The sequence below is a fragment of the Halarcobacter ebronensis genome (genome assembly GCF_013201825.1).
GTDB classification, from domain to species: domain Bacteria; phylum Campylobacterota; class Campylobacteria; order Campylobacterales; family Arcobacteraceae; genus Halarcobacter; species Halarcobacter ebronensis.
Genome location: NZ_CP053836.1, coordinates 2309699 through 2328400, shown reverse-complemented (window position 1 = coordinate 2328400; position 18702 = coordinate 2309699). Strand labels below are relative to the sequence as shown.

Below are 18702 nucleotides of genomic sequence, written 5' to 3'. Positions count from 1 at the left end.
AATCCTCTCCTTTATTCAATTAACTTAATTTGTATTTCATCTAAAGAATAAACGTGTCTAGGTCCAGTTAAAAAATCTTTTTTAGAATATAGAGAAAAGCTATTGTTTTCATATACTACAATTATGGAGTTTCCAATATCAGTATTGAATATTTCGTTATAACTAAAAGCAACAGCATAATCATCTGTTGCTTTTGCTAAAACTATAATTTGATTTAGCTTTTTTTTACTTTTTATAGCAACTTTAGCTTTTTGTACCAAATCCATTAATAAAACACCATTTAAATCTTTTGGTTTTTGTTTCTCTTCCCCTGATGCACACACCACACTTACATCTTTAAGTGTAGTGTGTGTTAAAAGATTGAACTCTTTTTCATCTAAAGAGTAGGGCTCTTTAATATCTCCTTGTATACTCAATGAGTATGCAAAAAGATTTAAAAAAGTTAAGGTAAATAGAACTATTATTTTCACAAAATTCTCCTATTAAAATGTATATTTCATATTTATAAAGTACTCTCTACCAGCCTCATAATAACCCAAGTCATAGTAGTAGTTTTCATCAAAAAGGTTTTTTACACCTGCTTCAAGTGTCATATTTTCATATTTATAAGTAAGTTTTGTATCAACGGTTGTATAACTATTTTTATCATAACTATTATCTCTATATTGTAAATATGTATCATCTTCAATTTTTAGATTTGCATACAAAGATAGATCATTTGTTAAATCATATTTTCCATATAAAAAGATAGAGTGTTTTGGAATACCTGTTCTTATATAATCACTTTCATTTCTATTGTCAATATCAATATAAGTGTAGTTTAAACCTGTAGTAAGTCTTTCAAAACTGCTGTTTAGTTCAACTTCTACTCCTTTATGTCTAAAATCTCCAATATTTTGATTTTGGTCTAGTCCTAAAACAGTTACACTTTGAATAGCATCTTTATAATCTATTAAAAAAAGATTTGTTTTTAGATTTAAGTAATCAGTTAACATATTTGAGTAAGAGAGTTCGTAGTGGGTAGCCTCTTCTTCTTTTAAATCAGGATTTGCTAATCCTGTACCCATTTTTTCAGAGTATCTCTCTTTCATTGTAGGAAGGTGAGTTTTTCTAGCAACAGTAAAACTTACTTTTTGTCTCTCGTTTATGTCGTAAAATATTCCAATTTGAGGATTAAAACTATCCATACTTTTTATTGAATAAGTTCCTGTACTATCCCAGATTTTATCATCATCTAATCTATCGTAGCTAAGTCCAGTAACAAGGGTTAAATCTTTTGTTATAAAATAGCTATCTTCCAAAGCAAGAGAGAGTGTTTTATCTGCATAATCTTCATCTTTTACATCACTTTCATCATAGGCTTTATGTGAATCATATTTATAACTAATTGATGAAACAATTTCATGGTTAGAAATTGGCATACCAAACTCTATTGAACCTCCGTAACTATAATCATCATATCTGCTTCCCCATTGAAAGTTTTTCCAATTTGAATTATTTTGATATTGAACTAAATAGTTGTCAAACTTATCATAAAACCATCTAGTTTTTAAATAGTTGTCGCCAAATTTATTATCTGTAAATGCATAAATTCCCTCTTTGTCCCATTGTGGCCAATCCCACTCTCTAGCTCTTGCTAAAGCATTATTGGCTATTGTAGTTTTTGGTTGCTCTTTTTGGGCATCTGTTTTAGAGTACATAAGAGCATATTCACTATCCTCTGTTGGTGTCCAACCACCTTTAATACTAAATTTCTTATCATTTGAAGAGGATTGAATTCTCTCTCCATTAGGTTGATTTGCTGTTGCTTGATAATCATGAGATAAATCAAAATGATCTCTGTCTCTTATGCTTCCTGAAAATTGTAAGTAGTAATTCTCTTGTTTTGTTCCTAAATTTATTGCTGTTGTATATTCGCTTAATCCAAAATCATCATCAAAACTTGAACCTAAACTAATATCTCCTTCAAACTCTTTAGTTGGTTTTTTTGAGATGAGGTTTATTACTCCTGCCATAGTATTTGCACCATATCTAACCGATGAAAAGCCTTTTGAGATGTCAATTTTTGACAAATCAGCAGTAGTGAATCTTGCATAATCAAAGTTACCATCATAAGGCATGTAAATAGGAATTCCATCCATAAATACAGCAACTCTTGTTGAACTAAAACCTCTAATTGAGATTGTTTTTTCAGCTCTTGCTCCACTATTTGATAAAAATATCCCACTTGTTTCACTTAATGCTTCAGAGATATCACTATAGTTGTGTAACTCAATATCTTCACTATAAATCTCTTCTTTACTGTTTACATCTTTTTTCCCATTAATATCTATTACACCTAAACTAAACTCTTCACTTTCACTTGCATATAGAAGTGAAGCTAAACAGATTGAACAAATTATTGTTTTCTTCATTTTTTCTCCTTTAAAATCTATATCTTTTCAAATTTGTAAAATAAGTCACAAAATTGTTATATACTTTTGTATATAACGATAATAAAAAAATTTTACATTGCTAAACAAACTTTTCTATTATAAACAGTTGTGATCTTTGATTCAATGTTATACACTCTTTTTATATTCTCCTCTCTTATTATTAAATTTGGATCTCCTTTTTCAAGGATTTTACCTCTATCCAAAAAAAGTGCTTCATTTGAAACAAAAAAAACATGGTCTGGGTAGTGACTTGTTTTTATAAAGGTTAAATCTTTTTTTGATAACTCTTTGATTTTATTGAGTAGTTTATATTGATTTCCAAAGTCTAAGCCATTTACTGGTTCATCCATAATAAATATATCAGCTTGTTGTGTTATAGCTCTTGCAATTAACACTAACTGTCTTTGACCTCCACTTAAGGTGGTATATATTTCATCTTTTAACTCTAAAATTCCTAAAGTATCTAAAGCTTTTAATGTAATCTCTTTATCATATTTGTTATAGTTTGAGAAGAGAGTTTTATAGGGCATTCTTCCCATTAAAACAACATCTTTTACCAAATATCCAAAGGCACCATCATGTATTTGAGGTATATAAGCTACTTTTTGAAAAAGCTCTTTAGGTTTTATTTTATGTATCTCTTTATTATCAAAATATATTTTCCCTTCTGTGGGTTTTAAAAAACCTAACATTATTTTTAGAAGAGTAGTCTTCCCACATCCATTTGGACCTAAAATAGATACTATGTCGGAGCTATTAATTTCAAAACTAATGCCTTTTAAAATCTCTTTTTTCCCATAAGAGAACTTTAGATTTTCTGCTCTAAACATCAACCCCATCCTTTTTTTACATTTTTTAAAGCATAAGCAAAGAAAGGTATTCCAATAAGTGAAGTTAAAATGCCTATAGGGATTTCTACACTAAAAAGTGTTCTAGATAGATTATCTATTATTAATAGATAAATTCCTCCAAGAAGTGCAGAGATAGGAACTATAATAATATTATTAGAGCCAAAAAGTAGTCTTGCAATATGTGGTATTACCAAACCTACCCATCCTATCATTCCTGCTAAAACTACAGTTAAAGCACTAATGAATGTGGCAATTAGGATAATAACAAATCTTATAAGTTTTACATTTACTCCCAAACTTTTTGCCTCTTCATCTCCCAAGCTTAATATATTTAGATATTTTGAGAGAAGTATCATTAGGAAAATTCCCAATAAAATTGGAATTGAGATTATATAAATAGTCTGTTTATCAATGAGTGCCAAACTTCCCATTAGCCAATATACAATTGCAGGAAGCTCATTATAAGGATCTGCCATATATTTAGTAATTGAGAGCATAGAACTAAAAAATGCTGAACTTACAACTCCTCCTAAAATCAATAGGATTAGTTGATTTTGCCTATTAAACATAGAGATAAATAGTGCAATAAATACAGCTAAAACACCAAAAACAAAAGATGAAACTTGAATTAATAAAAACTTTTTAAAAAATATCATTCCTAAAGCAGCGCCAAAAGCAGCGCCTGAAAGTACTCCTAAAATACCAGGGGAAACTAATGGGTTTTTAAACATTGATTGAAAAGCAACTCCAGAGATTGCCAATGAAGCACCAATTAATATTGAGGCAACAATACGAGGAAATCTTATCTCCATAATTATATTTTGTAGTAGTTGGAAATTATCAATCTCTTTTAAACCAACTTTATAAAGAAAAAAATCAAAAATTTGTGATATTTCTAAATGATATTGCCCCAATGAGAGTGAAAAAATAGAGATAAATACTAATAGTATAAATAGAACTAAAATCGATTTCATTTTATTAAAAGCTAGGTAAAATCTCTTTAGCAAATTTTTCTAAAGAGGTTTTGTTTTTTTCTACATCATTTGAAATCGGTTTTAATGCTAAGTTTGTTATGCCTAAATCTTTCAATTCTTTGATTTTTTTAATGCACGTTTCTTTATCCCCAATTATTCCATTTTCAATCCAATAATTTTCATCATAAAAAATTGGACTGCTAATTCCTTGTTTTTCCATCTGTTCTCTAAATCTTATAAGCGCGGGAAGCGCTTCATTTATAGCTTCTTCATTGCTACTTGCCATATAAAACCCTCTTGAACACATAATTTGGGGAGGAAGGTTCCGATAATTGGCTTTTTTATATTGCTCAATCATGGTTTTAATAATTTCAGTAGACCATAAATGAGCAGCCATTAATCCTATGTTATTTTGGGCTGCATAGGTAATAGATTGCTCATCTTTAGAAGCTATAAAAGTCGGAATATTGCTAATAGGTTTTGGAAATACAGAGCTTTCTTCTTTTAAATATGAAAATATTTCATCAAGAGAGTGAAGCATTCTCTCCCTTGAGTTTTCAAAGTCTAACAACTCATTCTGTTTTTTGAAGGGACCACCTTTTGCAACGCCAAAATTGAATCTGTTGTTACTGAGGACATTAAGAGTCGCAATTGCCTCAGCAACAATTATTGGACTATAAATAGGAGTAAGTATTGAGGCTGTTCCTACTCTTATTTTTTTTGTCGTTGCAATTATATATGCCATTAGAGTTAAAATTGATGAGCTTAAACTAAATTTATTAAAATGATGTTCAGTTATCCAAACTTCATCTAAACCTAGCTCTTCACCTAACAATATTAATTCCTGTTGTTGTTGGAAAGCATTTGAATAGTTGTTATCCCAATTTTCATACAAAAGCATTAAACCTATATTCATTTCAACCTACTTGCAATTTTTCGTTGTATATTGTAATATATAGCGAATAAAATGTCAACACAAAATAAAATAAATTTTGTTTATTTTATATACAAAATTACAAAAAAGGAGTTTTTGTGAAAAAATTGGTTTTATTTTTGCTAGTTTTAGATTTTCTTTACTCAAAGGATAATCTTACTATTTTTGGTGCTTCTCCTCCTGCAACATACTTTTTATACTCAATAAATCCTAAGTTAATTGCTGGGACAAATTATGCATTTAGAGATAAAGAGTTGCTTTATTTAAAAGAAGAGATGAGAAGTTTGCCTATTATAGGTGGTTGGTATGGGCAAGGAAAAACTCCAAACTTTGAAACACTTATAAAAGTAAATCCTGATCTTGTAGTAACTTGGAACTATAACAATGGATTTAAACAGGTAAATGAGAAAATAAATAGTTTGGGATTTAAAACTTTTGAAGTAAATCTTAGCTCTTTAAAAGATTATGTAAAAGTTTATGATGAAATAGGGAAAGCTCTTTTTATGGAAGAGAGAACAAAACTACTATCAGAATATACAAAAACAAAGTTAGAAGAGATTGAAAATTTGCAAAAAAAAATAAAAATGAGAAAGAGTGTCTATTATGCAGAAGGAACAGATGGGTTATTAACAGAGTGTGATAAATCTATTCATGCAGATTTAATTGAATACATTGGTGCAGAGAACCCTCACAAGTGTAGTAATAAAATGGGCTTTGGAAGAGATAGAATCTCTTTAGAACAACTGCTACTTTATAATCCAGATGTAATCATAACACAAGAGCAAAATTTTTATAACAATATTTATAAAAATGAAAAATTTAAAGATATCAAAGCTGTAAAAAACAAAGAGGTATATCTAATACCTAGTTCACCTTTTAGTTGGTTTGACAGACCACCTTCATTTATGAAAATACTTGGGGCACAGTGGCTTGGGAATCTTGTTTATAAAGATATTTATAGTTTCAATATAAATAGTAGAGTTAAAGAGTTTTATAGACTCTTTTTAGATGTTTCATTAGATGATGAAAAAATTATAAATTTATTAAAAGGAGAGTAGAAAATGGAACAATTTTGGGATTTTAAATCAAAAAATTATCCAACACCAATGGAAGAGGAGGGATTAATTACTCCAAATAGAGTTTTAAAAAGAGTAAAAGAGTTTGGAGTAGATTTTAGCAATAAAAGTGTATTGGATATTGGCTGTGGAACTGGATTATATAGTTCAATAATATCAAAAGATGCAAGTTCTATTTTAGGAGTTGATTTATCTAGTGGAATGTTAGGTCGTTTTAAAGAGTATATTGATAAAAATGCAATTGATAATATAAGATTGATAAAAGAGGATTTTAAAAAGTTTAATACAGATGAACAGTATGATATTGTTTTAAGTGCAATGACACCAGCTATTAGTTCTATTGAAGATTTGCATACAATGATGAATTTATCAAAAAAAAGCTGTATTTTTGTCTCTTTTTCTAAAGATAGACATAGTCCAATTATGGATGATATAATGAAACTTTTAGGATATGAGTTTGAAGGAACAGTAAATAAGTTTAATATGACAAAAGAGTATCTTAACTCTTTAGGATATGAAACAAAAGAGGAGTTTTTTGAGCATAATTGGACTCAAGAAGGAACAATAGAAGAGATTGCAAAAGATGTAGTGGAACATCTAAAATTAAAAGATATGGATATCTCTATTGATGAGGCAATTGAATTTTTAAGACCTTATGAAAAAGAGGGCAAAGTTATAAGAGAGACTTTCTCTAGTATTGGAGTTTTAGTTTGGGATATAGCTTAAGAAGATACTTTGGTATCTTCTTAGGTTTAAAAAGCCTCTTTTATGATACTTTGTAACTCTATAGTATTTAGCTCTTTATTAAAGAAGAGTTTATAAAAATCTTTTATCTCTTCGTTGATATCTTTTGTGTATCTATTAGGATAGAAGATTTTGCTTAACCAATGAATTGCAATAAGTCTCATAAAAGAAGGAGGTCTATCTATCCAGTTAAAAGGAACTCTTGGGACTAGATAAACATTTCTATTTTTTACAGCTTTTAAAATTTTCCATTTCTCATCTATAAATATCTTTTTATAAAACTTTGGAGACTGAACAATTATAAAATCAGGGTCTGCATTTAAAATTGTTTCAAAATTTATGCTCTCCATCCCCATGGTATCTTTTTGTGCACACATATAGATATTTTTTGCTTTTATAAATCTAAATGGCGTAGTATGAAAAGAGTAGGTACAGTCACTTTGAAGCCCTTCATTTCCTTCTGCATAATAAAAGCTTTTTTGCTCTTTATCACTAATATTCTCAGTAATACTTTTTATATAAGAGATAGAGTTTTTTGCATATAATGATAGTTCCTCTCCTCTTTTTTCATCATTTAGAACTTCTCCCAAAAATTTGAAAGTTTCAGGCATCTTTTCTAAGTTGTCTGCATCAACCATTACAACAGGTATATTAATGTTTTTTAAACTGTTCTCAACTTTTTTTAGTAAAAAATCATTTTGCCAAGAGAAGATAACTTGAGTGTTTAAACTTAAAAGTTTTTCAATACTTGCACCTTTTTGGTTCCCTTGCCATCCTCCTAAAATAGGAAGATTCATAAAATATTCACCCACATACTCTTTTGAAGCAAAGTTATTTATATTGTAAACAGGGAAGTTATGCCCTACAAGAATATTTGGATTAAAAAGCGAGATTAAATATGTGGTTGGTGGTGCAGAACCAAAAACCTTTTCTATTTTATCTGGAATCTCAACTTTTGTGTAACTCATATCAGTTATGGTTTTTGCTTGCAGTGATAAATTTATAAAACAAAAAAGGAGAAGATATATTAGTATTTTACTACTTTTCATTATTTTCTCCTAAGCCAAACTCATTGGCAATTGCTTCAAAAGGGTATCTTTTAGGAAGTTCCATCATTGTTCTTCTATTTATCATTCTAAGGGACATTGGCTCCAACCACTCCCAAAAAGCTTTTATATATTTTTTTGGAACATCTAAATCTTTTAAAGCTTTTTTAAAAAACATAAGCCAAATCTCTCTTGCTTTTTCGTCAATTGTAAAAGGGAAATGTCTAGCTCTTAAGTGAGGATGTCCATATTTTGAAGAGTATTTTTCTCCACCACCTAAAGCTTCAAGAAAGAAATCAGCAGTTCTGTCAAGTACAATTTTAAACTTATCTTCTTCATGGGTAAAGAGATGTCCAATGGCACTTTTTCTCATTAAATTGTGGTGATAAAAAACCAGTTCTCTAATTTTCTCTTCTCCTAACTCTTCATAAAAATATTTTGGAGGGAAGGGGATTTCAGGAAATACAAAATCAATCATTGGTTCTTTTATTCCAGTAGGATTGAATTTTTGTGTAATATCACATGCAGTGAATTTTTTTATATTTGGAAGATTTTCATAATCCAAATTTTGGTATGAATTTTTTGCATTCATATTTGTCCTTTACTTAATTTGTGAAAAATGCAAGTAGTTTAAGTAAATGAACTTCGTAGTATAATATAATATATAGCGTTTGTCAATAATTTAAATAATTATATTTAAATTATAAGTTTGAATTATATATGATAAATTAAAAAGAGGGGGAATAAGATCCCCCTAGAGTGTTATTTTGTTCCTAAAATATAATAAACTTCTTTTTTATCAAGTTTTTGAAGATCAACATTATATTTTTCTGCCCATTGATTAACATAATCATGGAACTCTTCTAATATTTCATCTGCGTCATTTTCATCACATTTAATTTTTAAGTATTCTGATGAGTTAGATAGAGCCACATAGGCATTCATTTTTTTTAAATTGTCATTTAAACTTATGATATGTTTTGAAAACTTATCAAACTCTTTTGTTTGTTTCATTATTGTTTGTGCTTGTTTTAGTGCTGAATCACTTTTTGTGTAGCCAAGTTGTGATAGTAGAACTTCAGGTGAAACTTCTAGTTGCATATTGCTCCTTTTTAAATATTTATTTTGTCATATTAACGTAAATTTGATGAAGATGTCTTAAATTAATAAAATAAATATTTTTTTAAAATTTAAATATTTTCACTTAAAATTTAATGTAATATAATTACTCAAAATATATTATTTAATAAGGTTGAAAATGAGCGTATTATTACAAATGGCAATGTTCCCAACAGACGGCAGTGAGAGCAAAAGTGAATATGTGGCAGAGGTTATAAAAGTAATTAGAGATTCAGGGGTTTCTTATCAATTAACTCCAATGGCAACAATTATTGAAACAGAAGAACTTTCAAAAGCTTTAGAAATAATCCAAAAATGTTATGATACCTTGGATAAATTAGGTTGTAACAGAGTTTATTCTCCAATCACTTTTGATATTAGAAAAGGTCATAGTAATAGATTAAAAGGGAAAGTTCAGTCAATTGAAAACAAAATTGGTGAAGTTTCAAAATAGGGTTTAAAAGAGAGTTTTTTGAACTCCTAGGCTCTCTTCACCCAAGGCTTTTAGTTTGAAGCTTTTTCTATGAAGTTCACATCTTCCAAACTTTTTGATTGTATCAACATGCTCTTGTGTGCCATATCCTTTGTGTTTTTCAAAGTTATAGTTTGGATATTTTGAAGCAATCTCACACATAAATCTATCTCTACTAACTTTAGCTAAAATAGAGGCTGCACTAACTTCCTCTTCTGTAGCATCTGCTTTTATTTTGTGTTGAAGTGTTTTTATTCCAAAAGAGGTATTTCCATCCATTAGATAAGAATTTGCTTCAATATTTTCCATAATCTCCAAAATTGAGCTTTTTAGACATGAGCTAATACCTTTTTCATCAATCTCTTTAGCGCTTTTAAAAACTATATGAAAATCACAATTTTTAATAATAACATCAAAAAGCTCTTCTCTTTTTTTTTCTGTTAGCTTTTTTGAGTCATTTAAGCCTTTTATCTCTTTTTTTATAACTACACCCGCCACAACTAAGGGACCAGCTAGTGGACCTCTTCCTGCTTCATCTATACCACACTTCATATAATCTCCTAAGAGTTGAATTCTAGTATGATTTTTTGTAAAGAAAGATAAATATAGGTTTGAAATTGTATAATTAATTATAACAATGGAGAGAAAATGAAAAAAACTATTATTTTATTAATTATTTTTTTTACTTGTTTCTTACTGTTTATTTTTTTTATAAAAAAAAGCGATCAAATTAGAATAGGTTTCATTGGTGGACTAAGTGGAAAATACTCTGATTTAGGACATTCGGTTTTAAATGGGCTTAGATTAGCTTTTGAAGATAGTGATTACAAAATAGGTAATACCAAACTTAGACTTTTAGTAAAAGATGATATGCAAAATGAAAGTCAAGCAAAAAAAATTATTAATTTCTTTAAAGAAGAAAAAATCTCTTTGGTAGTTGGTAATACAACAAGCTCAATGGTAAAAGTATCCCTAGAGGAAACAAAAAATAGCGATATAGTTTTTATTTCACCTTCAGCAAGCAGTAGCACTTTTAGTGGGATTGATGATAATTTTTTAAGAGTGCAAATGGCACAATCACAAAAAAAATTTGAGATACTTTTAGAATATCTAATTAAAAATAATCTAACTGATATTTATGCAATCTATGACTTAAAAAATAAGGATTATTCAGACAGTTATATTAAAAATATGCAAAAATCACTTTTTAGTAGTCTTGGGAAAAATTATCTTTCAGTTAGCACCTTTGATGAAAGTTTTGAAGAGATATTAAAGAAAATAAAAGCTCTTAAAAAAGTGGATGCCCTTCTTATTGTTGCAGGTTCATTGGACTCTTCAAAGTTGATTCAATATCTTAGAATAAATGGTATTAAACAAAAAATCATAACTTCAGCTTGGGCACAAACTACTGAGTTTATAACTGAGGGTGGAAAAAATATAGAAGGAACAATATTTTTATCTTCATATGATGAAAACTCTAAAGGAGAGAGATATTTAGATTTTGTAAATAAATATAAAAAAAAGTTTAATACAATTCCAACCACTTTTTCTGCCCAAGGATACGAAACAGGACTTATTATTTTGGAGGTTTTAAGAAAAAATCAAAATATAAAAGAGTTTAAAAATGAGTTATTGAAAATAAAAAAATTTCAGGGTTTGCAAGGGTATATACTATTTGACGAATTTGGTGATGTAAATAAAGAACAATATTTAACCCAAGTGAAAAATGGGAATTTTGTTAAAATAGAATAGGTTATGATGAAAGAGAAGAGTTTAAATAAGCAGATACTTCATCTGCTAATGTTGATTACTATTTCAGTAATTATTACAGTAGGGACATTGTCGATTATAAATATTTATAATTCAAAAAAAGAGTTGATAAATTTTAATCAAAGCCTTGTGTTAAAGCAAGTAAATACAAAGATAAATGAACTGATTAATGAGATTGATGATGTATCAAGATATATCAAGAGAAATTATGGTTTAGATGATAAAAGTTCAATAAACAATCTTTTAGAGTTAAAAAGTTTTATCTCTTCAATTCTGGTTTTAAATAAAGATGGTACTGTTGAAAACTTCTATTCAAAGTCAGTACAACAAAATGTTTATAAAGGTTTTGATTATTCAAATAAAGAGTATTATAAAAAGTTAAAAAGTACAAATGTTTATTGGTCAAATGTGTTTCTTTCATCTGTTGATGAAACTCCTACTATCTCATATAGCTTTAAAATGGGCAATAAAATAGGGGTAGTTTTAATAGATTTGTCAAGTTTGTCTACATTTGTAATAAAGTTTAAAAATCAAGATGGTTCTCATATGATTAGAGTTTTTGATAGAAATGGAATTATTATAATGAATCCAGATACAAAAGCTTTGATTTCACAAAGATATGATGCAAGCTCTTCAGAGGTTTTTACTGAACTTATTAATAAAAAAAGTCCTGACTCTCATGGGGTTTTCAAATCAAATGTAAGTGGAGAGAAGCAATATGGTTCCTATTGGCAAAATAGTAGAACAGGCTGGTATCTTATAGTAAGAAATAATTACAATGAGATAATGAGACCAATATACTATATTGTAGTAGTTTTTATTTTATTAATCATTTTTTTTATTGCCTTGTCAATCTATTTTTCATTTAAAATTTCTAAAAAGATATTTAAATCTTTTGATAATCTTCATACAATAACTTCAAAAATTGCAGATGGACACTATAGTTTAGAACATAAAGATATGTATTATGATGAGTTTAACAAACTGCTAAATAGTTTTAGCAAAATGCAAGAAGAGATTGATAAAAGAGAAGATAAATTAGAGCAATCTCTAAGTAGCTTTAAAGCACTTTTTAACTCTACTATGGAGTCAATTGTACTCTCTTCTGGATATGATATTATTGACTTAAATGATGTAACTGTTGAAATTTTTGGTTTTGAATCAAAAGAGGAAGCCATAGGTAGAAATGTATTGGATTTTGTAAGTGAAGATTATAAAGAGCTTGTAAAAGAGAGATTTAAAAAGAATATTCTTGAACCCTATGAAGTTGATTTTTGTAGAAAAGATGGAACTATAATTAATGGATTGGTTCAAGGTAAATTTTTAAAACTAGATGGTAAAAATATTAGGGTTTCTGCTTTAATAGATATAAGTGATGTAAAAAGTAAAGACAAACTTTTATTTCAACAAACAAAAATGGCATCAATGGGAGAGATGATTGGAAATATTGCCCATCAATGGAGACAACCATTAAATGTTATTAGTACAAGTGCAAGTAGTATTAAACTTGAAAAAGAGTTTGGAATATTAGAAGATAAACAAATAGATATAGCAATGGATATGATTGTTCAAAATGCTCTGTATCTTTCAAAAACAATTGATGACTTTAGAAACTTTTTTAGAATTGACAAAAGTTTAGAAAAATTTGAAATTAGAGACTCAATTGATAAGGCATTAAAACTACTCCAAGCAAGTATAAAAAATCATAATTTGGTTATTAAAACAGATTTTTTAGATAAAAAGTTTGAAGTTGAAGGTTATCCAAATGAGTTTATTCAAGTAATTATCAATCTAATTAACAACTCAAAAGATGCCTTTATTGCTAATGATATCTCTCCTAGAATAATAGAGATTAGAGAGCTTGTAAATAGAGACTCTTATAAATTAAAATTTAGTGATAATGCAGGAGGGATCCCTGATAGTATTTTACTTAAAATTTTTGATCCATATTTTACTACAAAACATAAATCACAAGGTACTGGAATTGGTCTTTATATGTCCCATCAGATAATAGTTGACCATATGAGAGGTGAGTTTTATGTAAAAAATATCAATTATAAGGTTGAAGATAAAAACTATAAAGGGTGCTGTTTTACAATAAAATTGCCTAAAAACATCTCACATTCATATACTTTTGAAATTTAACTTGACAAATTAGCACTCAAGTAGTATAATACTCTTAGCAATTAAACATTAGGAGTGCTAAATATGAATAAACTATTTGAAAAACTAACAAATCAACTAGCTGAAACTATTGATTCTTCAGTAGCTTTGGCTTTACATAATAAAAATCAAGAAGTTGAAGTTATACATCTTTTATGGGCGTTATTAACAAATACAAACTCTGTATTAAATCAACTTTTAAATAAAATGAATAAAGATAAAGCTGCAATTGAACTTGAAGCTAAATCTTATGCAAGTAAACTTCCGGCTGTTTCAAATTTAACAAAAGAGAATATAAAACTTTCAAGAAATTTTGTGGAATCTTTACAAAAAGCAGAAGGGCTAATGGCAAAAACAGGGGATAAATTTATAGCTGTTGATACTTGGCTTATTGCAAACTTTGATTCAAAAGTATTAAAAGAGGTATTAGGTAAATATATAAATTTACTTGATGCAAAAAAAGAGCTTGAAGCAATGAGAGCAGGAAGTACTATTGATAGTGCAAGCGCAGATGAAAATCTTGAAGCTTTAGGAAAATATGGAATAGATTTAAACAAAAAGGCTATTGATGGTGAACTTGATCCAGTAATTGGTAGAGATGAACAAATAAATAGGATGATGCAAATTCTAATAAGAAAAACAAAAAACAATCCAATTTTATTAGGGGAACCAGGAACAGGAAAAACTGCCATTGCTGAAGGACTTGCACAAAGAATTGTAAATAAAGATGTTCCAACTTCACTATTAAATAAAAGAGTTGTAACTTTAGATATGAGTTCACTAATTGCAGGGGCAAAATACAGAGGTGAGTTTGAGGATAGATTAAAAAAAGTAATTGATGAGGTTAAAAAAGCTGGAAATATTATTCTTTTTATCGATGAGATTCATACAATAATTGGAGCTGGAGCTAGTGAAGGTTCGATGGATGCTGCAAATATTTTAAAACCAAGTTTGGCTAGAGGTGAACTTCATACAATTGGTGCAACAACATTAAAAGAGTATAGAAAATATTTTGAAAAAGATGCCGCAATGCAAAGAAGGTTTCAACCTGTTAATGTTGATGAACCAAGCGTAAATGAAGCCTTACAAATTTTAAGGGGGATCAAACAAAGACTTGAAACACACCATAATGTAACTATAAATGATTCAGCCCTTGTTGCAGCAGCAAAATTAAGTGATAGATATATAAGTGATAGGTTTTTACCAGATAAAGCAATCGACTTAATTGATGAAGCAGCTGCTGAACTTAAAATGCAAATTGAGAGTGAGCCAATTGCACTATCAACCATTAAAAGAGAGATTCAAACAATAAATGTTGAAAAAGAGGCTCTTAAAATGGAAAAAACTAAAAAAAATGATGAGAGATTAGAGCAAATAGAAAAAGAGCTTGCAAACTTAAATGAAGAGAAACAAAATCTTGAAGCAAGGTTTGACAATGAAAAACAAACTTTTAATGCAGCTAGTGAACTAAAAGCAAAAATAGATGAACTTAAAACCCAAGCAGAAAGGGCAAAAAGAGAATCAAATTTTGAAAAAGCTGCTTCAATTGAGTATGGAGAGATTCCATCCCTTGAAGCAAAAATCAAAGAGAACCATGAAAAATGGGAAAGAATGCAAAAAGAGGGAACACTTCTTAGAAACTCTGTTGATGAAGAGGCGATTGCAAGTATTGTAAGTAGATGGACAGGAATCCCTGTAAATAAAATGATGGATTCTGAAAAAGAGAGAATCTTAAAAGTAGAAGATGAACTAAAAAAAGATGTTGTTGGACAAGATGAAGCCCTTAAAGCAATAAGTAGAGCCATAAAAAGAAATAAAGCAGGATTAAGTGAAGAGTCTAGACCTATTGGTTCATTTATGTTTTTAGGGCCAACAGGAGTTGGTAAAACTGAGAGTGCAAAAACATTAGCAAGATTTTTGTTTGATGATGAAAAAGCTCTTATTAGATTTGATATGAGTGAATATATGGAAAAACATGCAGTTAGCAGACTTGTGGGAGCTGCTCCTGGATATGTTGGATATGAAGAGGGTGGACAACTAACAGAAGCAGTTAGAAGAAAACCTTATAGTGTAATTTTATTTGATGAGATTGAAAAAGCTCATCCTGATGTATTTAATATTCTTTTACAAGTATTAGATGATGGAAGATTAACAGATAATAAAGGTGTAACAGTTGACTTTAAAAACACTATAATAATTTTAACTTCAAATATAGGAAGTTCTAAAATTATTGAAATTAGTGATAAAGAGGCAAGAAGAAAAGAGGTTTTAAATGAATTAAAAGCATATTTTAGACCAGAATTTCTAAATAGACTTGATGATATTGTTATATTTGAACAATTAGGACTTGAAGCGATTACAAATATTGTAGATATATTATTTAAAAGTATTAAAAAAAGAGTAGAGCAAAAAGATATAAATATCTCTTTAACAAAAGCTGCAAAAGAGTTTATTGCAAAAGTTGGATTTGATCCTGTATACGGTGCAAGACCACTAAAAAGAGCAATATACGAGATTGTTGAGGATAAATTAGCGGATTTAATTTTAGAAGATAAAATAGGTGAGGGCTCAAGTGTGGAGTTTGATGTTCAAGGTGATGAGGTGGTTGTAAAAATAAGTTAAATATTATAAATGACTTAAACTAAAGAAAGTTTAAGGATTCTTTAAATATAATACGCGACTTAATTCGTCAATAAGGGACTATGAATATGAAAAGAACGTATCAACCACATAACACACCGAGAAAAAGAACGCACGGTTTTAGAATTAGAATGAAAACTAAAAACGGAAGAAAAGTTATCAAGGCTAGAAGAGCTAAAGGTAGAAAAAGATTAGCTGTTTAAGCAAAAAACACCGTTTAAAAAATTCTAAAGATTTTAACAAGCTTTATAAAAGCGGCAAAAAGTGGCACACCCACTCATTTGTCGCTTTTTTTTCGCCTTATGAAAATTTTCATATAGCTTATGTAGCTTCAAAAAAAGTTGGTAATGCTATAAAAAGAGCAAAAGCAAAAAGAGTTCTTAGAGCTTTGTGCCTGGAAAATGAGAATAAAATTCAAAAGGGAAAATATATTTTTGTTGCAAAAGAGAAACTTTTTGAAAAGAGCTTTGAAGAGCTTAAAAAAGATTTTAATTATGCAATGAAGAAACTTCAATTAATCAAAAATGAAAACCCTAATTAAACTTTTAATTAGATTTTATCAAAAATATCTATCTGTCATATCATTTGGTAGTTGCAGATATTATCCAACTTGTTCCAATTATGCAATCTGGCAAATAGAGAACAATACTTTTTTTAAGGCAATTTATTTTACAATATTGCGCATATTAAAATGTAATCAACTTTTTGATGGTGGGTTTGATTATCCAGTAGTAACAAAAGTTGTAAAACATAATAATATCAATTTTAAAAAGATAAAAGTTAAGTATTGGTTTGTGCCAATAGCTAACAATAAATACCTCATAGTAAAAAATCGGGAGTGGAAGAGTAGTAATGAATAATCTTAATCAGAATAATGGTATGCAAAAAAGAATGTTAATAATGACACTTGTTGTATTTGTGTTTTTTATAGCTTATGAATTTTTGGTTTTAAAACCGCAACAAGAAGCAAGAGCTAAACAAGCAGAAGTTGAAAAACAACAAAGTCAAAATGCAGCTCCTGATGTTACAACAACAGATACATCAATTCAAGGTGCACCAACAAATAATAATATGAGTAACTCTATCTCAAGTCTTTCAAGTAAAGCAGTTGGTAGTTCAGATATTATTACAACAATTACAACAGCAAAAAATAGAATTTTAATTGATAGATTAGGAAGAGTTGCACAAGTAACACTTTTACAAAGTATCTATAAAGATGAAGAGGGTAAAGAGATTAAGCTTTTTGAAGCAGATCAGTTAAGACCCCTTGAAGTTAGATTTGCAAATACAGATATAAATAATAAAGCCTTTGAAGTTAATTATACAACAACAGCAGAGGTTGTTGATGCAACAAAAAATGTTCAAAAATTTACTTTGACACAAGATATTGATGGTTTAGTTTTAACTAAAGATTTTACAGTTTATCCTGATGGTCACTATGACTTAAAAGTTAAAACATCACAAAAAGAGCAGTTTTTTATCACAAATGGATTTAGACCAAATGTATTAGCTGATATGTATGCAGATCATGGTGTTTATGTTAAACAAAATGATGGAACAATGGAATTAACTTCAGATGAAAAATTGGACAAAATTAAATCATATACTGGAATTAAATTTGTATCAAACTTTGATAGATATTATGCAACAGTAATTTATAACTTTGATAAATCTCTTCAAGTTTCACTTATGCCTGATAGTGAACAAAATCCTCAAGCGTTTGTTCATGCTCAAGGGGAGATTGATTTCTCAGGTTATATGGGACCAAAAAACTTTAATGATTTAAAAGCTTTAAATCCACAATTAACTGATGTTATTGAGTATGGTTGGTTTACATTTATTGCAAAACCAATGTTTACATTCTTACAGTTTGTTCACACTTATGTTGGTAACTGGGGTTGGACAATTGTTATTCTTACAATTATCATTAAGCTTATTTTATATCCATTATCATACAAAGGTATGGTATCTATGCAAAAGCTTAAAGATTTAGCTCCAAAAATGAAAGAGATTCAAACTAAATATAAAGATGATAAACAAAAACAATCTATGCATATGATGGAGTTGTATAAGAAGCACGGTGCAAACCCAATGGGTGGATGTTTACCACTACTTTTACAAATCCCAGTATTCTTTGCAATCTATAGGGTTTTATTAAATTCAATTGAGTTAAAAGGTGCAGAGTGGATTTTATGGATTCATGACTTAGCTGAAATGGATCCATATTATGTATTACCAATTTTAATGGGTGTATCTATGTTTATCCAACAAAAAATTACACCAAATACAATGCAAGATGAAACACAAAAGAAAATTTTCCAAATGTTGCCAATTATATTTACGTTCTTCTTCTTGTGGTTCCCAGCTGGATTGACACTTTATTGGTTTACAAACAACTTGTTTACAATTGGTCAACAATATAGCATTAATAAAATTTTTGAGAGACAAAGAGCTGCTAAAAAGTAGTAGGAGATACTA

19 protein-coding genes are annotated in these 18702 nt (G+C 28.8%); 10 read left to right on the top strand and 9 right to left on the bottom strand.

Annotation, left to right across the window (positions count from 1 at the left end):
- Positions 1-11 precede the first annotated feature (11 nt).
- The 5 genes from AEBR_RS11500 to AEBR_RS11480 all read right to left on the bottom strand — a co-directional run bounded on the left by AEBR_RS11500 (position 12) and on the right by AEBR_RS11480 (position 5176).
- Positions 12-470 carry a hypothetical protein gene (locus tag AEBR_RS11500; protein WP_129086693.1) on the bottom strand — a complete coding sequence of 153 codons (459 nt, stop codon included), beginning with the start codon at positions 468-470 and terminating at the stop codon, positions 12-14.
- A 12-nt stretch (positions 471-482) separates the two neighbouring features.
- Positions 483-2414, bottom strand: a complete 1932-nt coding sequence (locus tag AEBR_RS11495) for a TonB-dependent receptor plug domain-containing protein (RefSeq protein ID WP_129086692.1) — start codon at positions 2412-2414, stop codon at positions 483-485.
- Between the two features lie 92 nt (positions 2415-2506).
- Complete coding sequence (locus AEBR_RS11490) at positions 2507-3265, bottom strand: ABC transporter ATP-binding protein (RefSeq protein ID WP_129086691.1); 759 nt, start codon at positions 3263-3265, stop codon at positions 2507-2509.
- Positions 3265-4260, bottom strand: coding sequence for a FecCD family ABC transporter permease (locus AEBR_RS11485; protein WP_129086690.1), 996 nt, complete (start codon positions 4258-4260; stop codon positions 3265-3267). The genes AEBR_RS11490 and AEBR_RS11485 overlap by 1 nt, the downstream gene beginning before the upstream one ends.
- Before the next feature lie 4 nt (positions 4261-4264).
- A complete protein-coding gene (locus AEBR_RS11480; protein ID WP_129086689.1) occupies positions 4265-5176 on the bottom strand; it encodes an LLM class flavin-dependent oxidoreductase in 912 nt (303 codons plus the stop codon).
- Positions 5177-5292: 116 nt separating this feature from the next.
- Here AEBR_RS11480 and AEBR_RS11475 point away from each other — a divergent pair, with 116 nt between their 5' ends.
- Together AEBR_RS11475 and AEBR_RS11470 are read left to right on the top strand one after the other, a co-directional pair.
- Positions 5293-6252 carry an ABC transporter substrate-binding protein gene (locus AEBR_RS11475; RefSeq protein ID WP_129086688.1) on the top strand — a complete coding sequence of 320 codons (960 nt, stop codon included), beginning with the start codon at positions 5293-5295 and terminating at the stop codon, positions 6250-6252.
- Positions 6253-6255: 3 nt separating this feature from the next.
- A complete protein-coding gene (locus AEBR_RS11470) occupies positions 6256-6996 on the top strand; it encodes a methyltransferase domain-containing protein (protein WP_129086687.1) in 741 nt (246 codons plus the stop codon).
- 26 nt (positions 6997-7022) lie between these two features.
- On the opposite strand, the gene AEBR_RS11465 is transcribed toward AEBR_RS11470, so the two are convergent.
- From AEBR_RS11465 to AEBR_RS11455, 3 genes are all read right to left on the bottom strand, one after another.
- Positions 7023-8063 carry an ABC transporter substrate-binding protein gene (locus AEBR_RS11465; protein ID WP_129086686.1) on the bottom strand — a complete coding sequence of 347 codons (1041 nt, stop codon included), beginning with the start codon at positions 8061-8063 and terminating at the stop codon, positions 7023-7025.
- On the bottom strand, positions 8053-8652 hold the full coding sequence (locus AEBR_RS11460; RefSeq protein WP_129086685.1) for a globin domain-containing protein: 600 nt from the start codon (positions 8650-8652) through the stop codon (positions 8053-8055). Before AEBR_RS11460 ends, AEBR_RS11465 begins: the two co-directional genes overlap by 11 nt.
- A gap of 170 nt (positions 8653-8822) precedes the next feature.
- Entirely contained in the window at positions 8823-9161 is a 339-nt protein-coding gene (locus AEBR_RS11455) for a hypothetical protein (RefSeq protein WP_128978990.1), read from the bottom strand.
- A gap of 157 nt (positions 9162-9318) precedes the next feature.
- Here AEBR_RS11455 and AEBR_RS11450 point away from each other — a divergent pair, with 157 nt between their 5' ends.
- A complete protein-coding gene (locus AEBR_RS11450; protein WP_129086684.1) occupies positions 9319-9633 on the top strand; it encodes an MTH1187 family thiamine-binding protein in 315 nt (104 codons plus the stop codon).
- A gap of 3 nt (positions 9634-9636) precedes the next feature.
- Here the strand turns inward: AEBR_RS11450 and AEBR_RS11445 are convergent, their stop codons facing one another.
- Positions 9637-10203, bottom strand: coding sequence for a ribonuclease HII (locus AEBR_RS11445; protein ID WP_129086683.1), 567 nt, complete (start codon positions 10201-10203; stop codon positions 9637-9639).
- 96 nt (positions 10204-10299) lie between these two features.
- On the opposite strand from AEBR_RS11445, the gene AEBR_RS11440 reads away from it, so the two are divergent.
- From AEBR_RS11440 to yidC, 7 genes are all read left to right on the top strand, one after another.
- Entirely contained in the window at positions 10300-11403 is a 1104-nt protein-coding gene (locus tag AEBR_RS11440) for an ABC transporter substrate-binding protein (RefSeq protein WP_129086682.1), read from the top strand.
- Positions 11404-11406: 3 nt separating this feature from the next.
- Entirely contained in the window at positions 11407-13566 is a 2160-nt protein-coding gene (locus AEBR_RS11435) for a cache domain-containing protein (RefSeq protein WP_129086681.1), read from the top strand.
- A gap of 63 nt (positions 13567-13629) precedes the next feature.
- The gene (locus AEBR_RS11430) at positions 13630-16206 is read left to right on the top strand and encodes an ATP-dependent Clp protease ATP-binding subunit (RefSeq protein WP_129086680.1); all 2577 of its coding nucleotides are present in this window, start codon (positions 13630-13632) and stop codon (positions 16204-16206) included.
- Between the two features lie 86 nt (positions 16207-16292).
- Positions 16293-16427: a 50S ribosomal protein L34 gene (gene rpmH / locus AEBR_RS11425; protein WP_044417745.1), complete on the top strand. Its 135-nt coding sequence runs from the start codon at positions 16293-16295 to the stop codon at positions 16425-16427.
- Positions 16415-16765 carry a ribonuclease P protein component gene (gene rnpA / locus AEBR_RS11420; RefSeq protein WP_128979164.1) on the top strand — a complete coding sequence of 117 codons (351 nt, stop codon included), beginning with the start codon at positions 16415-16417 and terminating at the stop codon, positions 16763-16765. Before rpmH ends, rnpA begins: the two co-directional genes overlap by 13 nt.
- A complete protein-coding gene (gene yidD, locus AEBR_RS11415; protein ID WP_129086679.1) occupies positions 16749-17084 on the top strand; it encodes a membrane protein insertion efficiency factor YidD in 336 nt (111 codons plus the stop codon). The genes rnpA and yidD overlap by 17 nt, the downstream gene beginning before the upstream one ends.
- A complete protein-coding gene (yidC, locus tag AEBR_RS11410) occupies positions 17077-18690 on the top strand; it encodes a membrane protein insertase YidC (RefSeq protein WP_129086678.1) in 1614 nt (537 codons plus the stop codon). Before yidD ends, yidC begins: the two co-directional genes overlap by 8 nt.
- Positions 18691-18702: the final 12 nt, after the last annotated feature.